Raw genomic sequence first — 6,707 nt, forward strand, 5'->3', positions numbered from 1 at the left:
ATCCCCTTGCCCCGCAACGCTTCTAGCAGGGCTGTGTTGCTGATGCAATACAATAAGTCAGGCGAAAATCTGCGCCGATGTCAGCCGCTCGCGCTGCGCCGTCGTGATGCGATCGACCAGGCGAAATGCGGCAGGATAGAGCGCCAGACTGACCAGCGCGGCGAAAACGCCGATCTGCATCCCGGTTTCGAGCTCTTCGGCAGAGGCGGGGTTGAAGGTCAGGCGGAGCGAGATGTTCGACGCGATATTGGCGAGCAGCCAGCATCCCCACCAGATCGCCAGCAAGCCTTCGGGTCGTTCGAGCTGGTCGCCTTGACCGCCGTGGCTTGCGTTCCAGATCTGCCGCATCACGGCATAGGGTTTGAACAGGTTGGCGATCGGGACAAAATACCATCCGACTGCCCAGCCCGGCGTGTAATCGAATCCGACGGTCCCCGCCGCGACGATATTGGCGGCGGCGCGGTATATCCACAGGCTGAAGACGACGATCGTGACGATAGACAGGAGCACGTCGGTCAGGCCGACGGCCACATAAAGCGCCGCCGCGCCCGTCAGTTCGGCGCTCTCGTCGAGCGAGAGATGGCCCTGCAACTCGGCAATCTGGCCGACCAGCGTCGCCCCGACCACCGCGAAGCCGGCGACCAGCAATATCTTCAGAAGCTTCGCCCGCTGATGCAGCAGGTCGATACCCTCGGCCAAGCCCATGTTCGCCATGCGGCATTCCCCTGATGGGGGGCGCCGCCCCGGCGCCCCCAACCAGAGGATGCTATCAGCTTCAGCCCAGCGCCATCAACGCTTTCATCACGTTCATCGACTGTTCGCTGCCCGATTGCGGGACGGTTTCGCCCGAACGGTCGATGATCTTCTCCCACGCTGCGGCCACGCCTTCGGGGGTGCGCTCGCCTTCGGGCAGCGCGACGCCGGGGGTCATGGTGACATAGGCGGCGTGGAATGCGCCCGCGCCCGCGCCGACGATCATGTTGGTCGGCGCATCCTCGCTGACCAGATAGAGTGCGGCGGGGACGACATTTTCGGGCGTGAACTTCTCGAACAATTCGGCGGGGAAAATGTCCTCGGTCATGCGCGTGCCCGCGACCGGCGCGATCGTGTTGCAGCGGATATTATATTTCGCGCCTTCAAGGTGCAGCGTCTTGGTGAGCCCCGCAAGACCCAGCTTCGCCGCGCCATAATTGGCCTGGCCGAAGTTGCCGTAGAGGCCGGTCGACGATGCGGTCATAAGGATGCGGCCATAAGCTTGTTCGCGCATCAGGTCCCAGCACGCCTTGGTGACATTGGCGCTGCCGCTCACATGCACTTTCAGCACCAGGTCGAAATCGGCGGGCTCCATCTTGGCGAAGCTCTTGTCGCGCAGGATGCCCGCGTTGTTGATCAGGACGTGGACGCCGCCCCATTCTTCCTTGGCTTTGGCGACCATTTCGACCATCTGCTCATATTCGGTGACGCTGCCGCCGTTCGACATGGCGGTGCCGCCGAACGCCTTGATTTCCTCGACCACCTGCAACGCGGCGTCCGAATGGCCGGTGCCATCGCGCGATCCGCCGAGGTCGTTGACAACGACCTTTGCACCGCGCCGCGCGAGTTCAAGCGCATAGGCGCGCCCAAGGCCGCCGCCCGCGCCGGTGACAATGGCAACGCGGCCGTCAAATTTGATCGTCATGATGGTCTCCCGGAAAGGGCCACCCAAAGATAGGTTGCCCGAAAAAACTGGACCGTCCTTAGCCGTTCATCACGGTCAGGCAAGGGGGATGCGCAGCCTGGGGAAAACGTCGATTGTCGCCAATTTGTCATTTCAGTGACGCCAGATTGTCATATACCGGCAATAATAGCGCCGCCGGACAGTCATATTTTCGTAATGGAGCTTCGTTCATGCGCCACGCCTTGGCCGCCGCCCTGTTGGCGACGTCGATGTTCAGCCTGCCGACGACGGCGTATGCGCAGGCCATGAGCGCCGAAGAGGCGGCGGCGTTGCGTGCCGAACTGGCGTCGCTCCGCAACAAGGTCGAAATGTTGGAAGCGCGCCTCGACCAGGGCGCGCCGCCGTCCGCCGGGACAGCGGCGCCGGTTCCTGCTCCGGCTCCTGCTCCCGAACCGTCCGCGACGCAGATCAAATGGAAGGGCGCGCCCGAGATCAAGACTGCCGACGGCTGGAGCTTCAAGCCGCGCGGCCGGGTCCAGGTCGATGCCGCCCATGTCGGTGCGCCGGGCGCGATTGCCGACCCCGCGCTGGGATTTTCCAACGAATTGCGCCGCATTCGCATGGGCTTCGGCGGAACGATACCGGGCGGCTTCGGATATAAGGTTGAGGCCGATTTCGCCGAAAGCGACGTCGTGCTGCTCGATGCGTTGATGACCTATCAGGACGGGCCTCTGAAGCTGACCGTCGGCCAGCATAACACCTTCCAGGGGCTCGAAGAATTGTCGAGCAGCAACGACACCAGCTTCATCGAGCGGGCCGCCTTCACCGACGCCTTCAATTTCATCCGACGCGCAGGCATTTCGGCCGAATATTCGACCGGGGCGCTGCTGTTGCAGGGCGGCGTCTTCACCGACAATTTCACCGCGCTCGACAGCGGGAACGACGGCTACAGCTTTGACGGCCGCGTCGTTTATGCACCCAAGGTCGGCAAGACCCAATTGCACTTCGGCGGTTCGGCGCACTGGCGCAAACTGGGCGATACCGTGCCCACCGTGCGGTATCGCCAGCGCCCGCTGGTCCACAGCGCCGACATCCGCTTCGTCGCAAGCCCGAATATGAACGCCGAGGCGGAGACGGGCTTTGGCACCGAGGCCGCCTTCATCCGCGGGCGCCTGCATGGCGCGGCGGAGGCCTTTTGGCAGTCGGTGGACCGGCCGGGCCTGGCCGACCCGCAATTCTTCGGCGGCTCGGTCGAGGCCGGCCTGTTCCTGACCGACGACACCCGCGCTTACAAGGACGGCATATTCAAGGAAATCCACGTGAAGAATCCCGTCAGCGACGGCGGCATCGGCGCGTGGCAGATCAACCTGCGCTACGACCATCTCGACCTCAACGACGCGGGGATCGTCGGCGGGCGGCAGGACGGCTATATGGCGTCGCTGATCTGGACGCCGATCGACTATGTGCGTTTCATGGTCAATTATGCCCGGCTGCAATACCACGACGCGGTCATCCCCGCCGGCGGCGACCGCAACTACGGCGTCGACAGCATCGGCGCGCGCGCGCAGATCGTTTTCTGACGAACGTCGGTTTTGGCGGTGGGAAGCGTAAACTCCTCTCCCCTTGCGGGAGAGGATAGCGCAGCTTGCTCCGTCAGGAGCTCGCGAAGCTTGGAGAGGGGGGCGCCGCACGCAGGGCGTAGCCCCCTCTCAACTGCGACTAGGCAGCAAGCTGCCAAGCCTTCGTATCTCTCCCGCAAGGGGAGAGAGGAAATAGCTTACGTCCACTTCCGGTCGTTAGCTTCCTTTCGTCATCCCGGACTTGATCCGGGATCCACGACGACGGCGCGGTTACGGATCCCGGATCAAGTCCGGGATGACGATGAGGGACAGGGCCGCCTCCGGTCGCTTCCGGTCGCCTGGATCAGACGCTCTTGCCCGAATCCAGCGCATAACCCGCCGAACGCACGGTGCGAATGATGTCCGTCGTGCCCGCCAGGTTGATCGCCTTGCGCAGCCGCCGGATATGGACGTCGACGGTGCGCAATTCGATGTCGCTGTCCTGGCCCCACACGCTGTCGAGCAATTGACCACGCGAAAACACGCGGCCCGGATGCTCCATGAAATGGCGCAGCAAGCGAAATTCGGTCGGTCCCATCGCGACGATCTGGCCGTTTCGCACCACCTTGTGCGCGACCGAATCGAGCTCGATGTCGGCATAGGTCAGCATTTCGCCGGCCAGCGCAGGGCGAAGGCGGCGGAGCACCGCCTGCACGCGCGCGACCAGTTCGCGCGGGCTGAACGGCTTGGTGACATAATCGTCGGCGCCGGTCTCCAGCCCGCGAATGCGATCTTCCTCTTCGCCGCGCGCGGTGAGCATGATGATCGGGACATTCGCCGATTTGGGGTTGCGGCGCAGGCGCCGGCAAACCTCGATGCCGGGCAGGCTTTCGATCATCCAGTCGAGCAGGACGATGTCGGGGACGCGCTCTTCGACAAGCACCAGCGCCTGTTCGCCGTCGGGCGTCTGCCGGACCGAAAAACCTTCGCGTGCGAAATGCCAGACGATGAGTTCGGCGATCGCCTCGTCATCCTCGATCAGCAACAGGTCGGGCTGCGGCATCAGCCTTGCTCCTGCTCCGCGGCGCCATCTTCGGGCTGTTCGCCGCGCTCGCGTTCCTCCATCCGCTCGCCGGTGACGACATAATAGACCATCTCGGCGATGTTCGTCGCATGGTCGCCCATGCGCTCGAGGTTCTTGGCGACGAACAGCAAATGCGCGCTTTCCGAAATATATTTCGGATTTTCCATCATGAAGGTGACGAGCGTGCGGAAGATGCTGTTGTAGAAATCGTCGACATTCTTGTCGCGGACGGTGACGCGGATCGCCAGTTCGGCGTCGCGCGCGGCGAAGCTGTCGAGCGCATCATGGATCAGTTCGACGACGATGTTCGACATCGACATCAGCAGCGGGATCGCCTCGATCGACCGCGTCTGGTCCATCAACGCGACGCGCTTGGCGATATTCTTGCCATAGTCGCCGATCCGTTCGACCACCGACACGATTTTCAGCGCCGCGATCATCTCGCGCAAATCGTCCGCCATCGGCGCGCGCAGCGCGATCGTCTGCACCGCCAGCTGTTCGACCTCGGCTTCCAGTGCGTCGATCTTTTTGTCGTCGCGCACGACCTGCGCCGCCAGGTCGAGGTCGCCCTTGCTGAGCGCCGTCATCGCCTGGAGCAGCGCCTGTTCGGCGCGGCCGCCCATTTCGCTGATCAGGCCGCGCAGGCGGTTGAGGTCTTCGTCGAAGGCTTTGACCGTATGATCGTTCGTTAGTGCCATCTTCACTGTCCTGTTGCGCTACGGGTCAACCGTAACGGCCGGTGATATAATCCTTGGTGCGTTCCTGCTTCGGGTTGGTGAAGATGTCGGTGGTCTTGCCATATTCGACCAGCGTCCCGAGGTGGAAAAAGGCGGTGCGCTGCGACACGCGGGCCGCCTGCTGCATGTTGTGCGTGACGATCACGATGGCATATTTGCCGCGCAGTTCGTGGATCAGTTCCTCGATCTTCGCCGTCGCGATCGGGTCGAGCGCCGAACAGGGCTCGTCCATCAGGATGACTTCGGGGTCGACCGCGATCGCCCGCGCGATGCACAGCCGCTGCTGCTGGCCGCCCGACAGCGCGGTGCCGCTTTCATTGAGCCGGTCCTTGACCTCGTCCCACAGCCCGGCGCGCACCAGAGCGCGCTCGACGATGATGTCGAGGTCGGCCTTGTTCGGCGCCAGTCCGTGGATGCGCGGGCCATAACCGACATTGTCGTAAATCGACTTGGGAAAGGGGTTCGGTTTCTGGAACACCATGCCGACGCGCGCGCGCAGTTGCACCACGTCCATCGACGGCGCGTAGATATCTTCGCCGTCGAGTTCGATACGGCCCGTCACCTTGGCGCTGGCGACCGTGTCGTTCATCCGGTTGAGCGAACGCAGGAAGGTCGACTTGCCGCAACCCGACGGGCCGATGAAGGCGGTGACCAGGTCGGTGCCGACGTCGATCGACACGTCGTTGATCGCCTGCTTCTCGCCGTAAAAGACGTTGACGCCGTGCGCCTTCATCTTGGGGTCGGTAATGGTCAGGTCTTCTTGGGTCATGATCACCAGCGTTTTTCAAATTTGTTGCGAAGATAGATCGCAAAGGCGTTCATCGACAGCAGCACGAAAAGCAGCACGATGATCGCGGCGGAGGTTTTTTCGACAAAGCCCCGGTCGACTTCGTCCGACCAGAGGAATATCTGCATCGGCAACACGGTCGAGGGCGAACAGATGCCGCCCGGAACGTCGCCGATAAAGGCGCGCATCCCGATCAGGAGCAGCGGCGCCGTTTCGCCCAGCGCGCGCGCCATGCCGATGATCGTGCCGGTCAGGATGCCGGGCAGGGCAAGCGGAAGGACGTGGTGGAACACCACCTGCACCGGGCTGGCGCCGACACCCAGCGCCGCGTCGCGGATCGACGGCGGCACCGATTTGATGGCGTTGCGGCTGGCGATCACGATCACCGGCATCGTCATCAGCGCCAGCGTCAGCCCGCCGACGAGCGGGCTGGCCTGGCAGATGCCGAACCAGTTGATGAACACCGCCAGCGCCAGCAGGCCAAAGATGATCGAGGGCACCGCGGCCAGATTGTTGATCGACACTTCGATGAGGTCGGTCCAGCGGTTCTTCGGCGCATATTCTTCGAGATACAGCGCCGCGAGTACGCCCGTGGGAAAGGCGATGAGGAAGGCGATGAAGATCGTCAGCACCGATCCCTTGAGCGCGCCCCAGATGCCTGCGACCGCGGGATCGGTCGCGTCGGCATTTTTGAAGAAGGGCCAGTGAATGCCGGTTCCCAGCTTCCCTTCGGCTTCCAGCGCATCGACCTTGGCGCCCAGCGCGCCGCGCGCGCCTTCTTTCGCCATGATGTCGACTTCGGACGAGGCGGGCAGGTCGAACACCGTCTTGCCGTTCAGCAAGTCCGGGTCGTCCTTGATCTGTGAGCGAACCTCTTTCCACG

7 protein-coding genes are annotated in these 6,707 nt (G+C 63.2%); 1 reads left to right on the forward strand and 6 read right to left on the reverse strand.

Annotation, left to right across the window (positions count from 1 at the left end):
* Window positions 1–57 precede the first annotated feature (57 nt).
* Both A3E77_RS00155 and A3E77_RS00160 read right to left on the reverse strand, forming a co-directional pair.
* Window positions 58–714, reverse strand: a complete 657-nt coding sequence (locus A3E77_RS00155; RefSeq protein ID WP_293642884.1) for a DUF4328 domain-containing protein — start codon at window positions 712–714, stop codon at window positions 58–60.
* A 61-nt stretch (window positions 715–775) separates the two neighbouring features.
* On the reverse strand, window positions 776–1,678 hold the full coding sequence (locus tag A3E77_RS00160) for an SDR family oxidoreductase (RefSeq protein WP_293642885.1): 903 nt from the start codon (window positions 1,676–1,678) through the stop codon (window positions 776–778).
* A gap of 209 nt (window positions 1,679–1,887) precedes the next feature.
* Here A3E77_RS00160 and A3E77_RS00165 point away from each other — a divergent pair, with 209 nt between their 5' ends.
* Complete coding sequence (locus tag A3E77_RS00165; RefSeq protein ID WP_293642886.1) at window positions 1,888–3,237, forward strand: OprO/OprP family phosphate-selective porin; 1,350 nt, start codon at window positions 1,888–1,890, stop codon at window positions 3,235–3,237.
* Window positions 3,238–3,580: 343 nt separating this feature from the next.
* Here the strand turns inward: A3E77_RS00165 and phoB are convergent, their stop codons facing one another.
* From phoB to pstA, 4 genes are all read right to left on the reverse strand, one after another.
* Window positions 3,581–4,279: a phosphate regulon transcriptional regulator PhoB gene (gene phoB, locus A3E77_RS00170; protein WP_293642887.1), complete on the reverse strand. Its 699-nt coding sequence runs from the start codon at window positions 4,277–4,279 to the stop codon at window positions 3,581–3,583.
* A complete protein-coding gene (gene phoU / locus A3E77_RS00175; protein ID WP_293642888.1) occupies window positions 4,279–4,998 on the reverse strand; it encodes a phosphate signaling complex protein PhoU in 720 nt (239 codons plus the stop codon). The genes phoB and phoU overlap by 1 nt, the downstream gene beginning before the upstream one ends.
* A gap of 25 nt (window positions 4,999–5,023) precedes the next feature.
* The gene (pstB, locus tag A3E77_RS00180; protein ID WP_293642889.1) at window positions 5,024–5,806 is read right to left on the reverse strand and encodes a phosphate ABC transporter ATP-binding protein PstB; all 783 of its coding nucleotides are present in this window, start codon (window positions 5,804–5,806) and stop codon (window positions 5,024–5,026) included.
* Window positions 5,807–5,808: 2 nt separating this feature from the next.
* Window positions 5,809–6,707 (reverse strand): phosphate ABC transporter permease PstA (gene pstA / locus A3E77_RS00185; protein WP_293642890.1); only part of this gene is annotated, 899 nt, incomplete at its 5' end.

This window comes from Sphingopyxis sp. RIFCSPHIGHO2_12_FULL_65_19 (assembly GCF_001830555.1).
Lineage (GTDB): Bacteria > Pseudomonadota > Alphaproteobacteria > Sphingomonadales > Sphingomonadaceae > Sphingopyxis.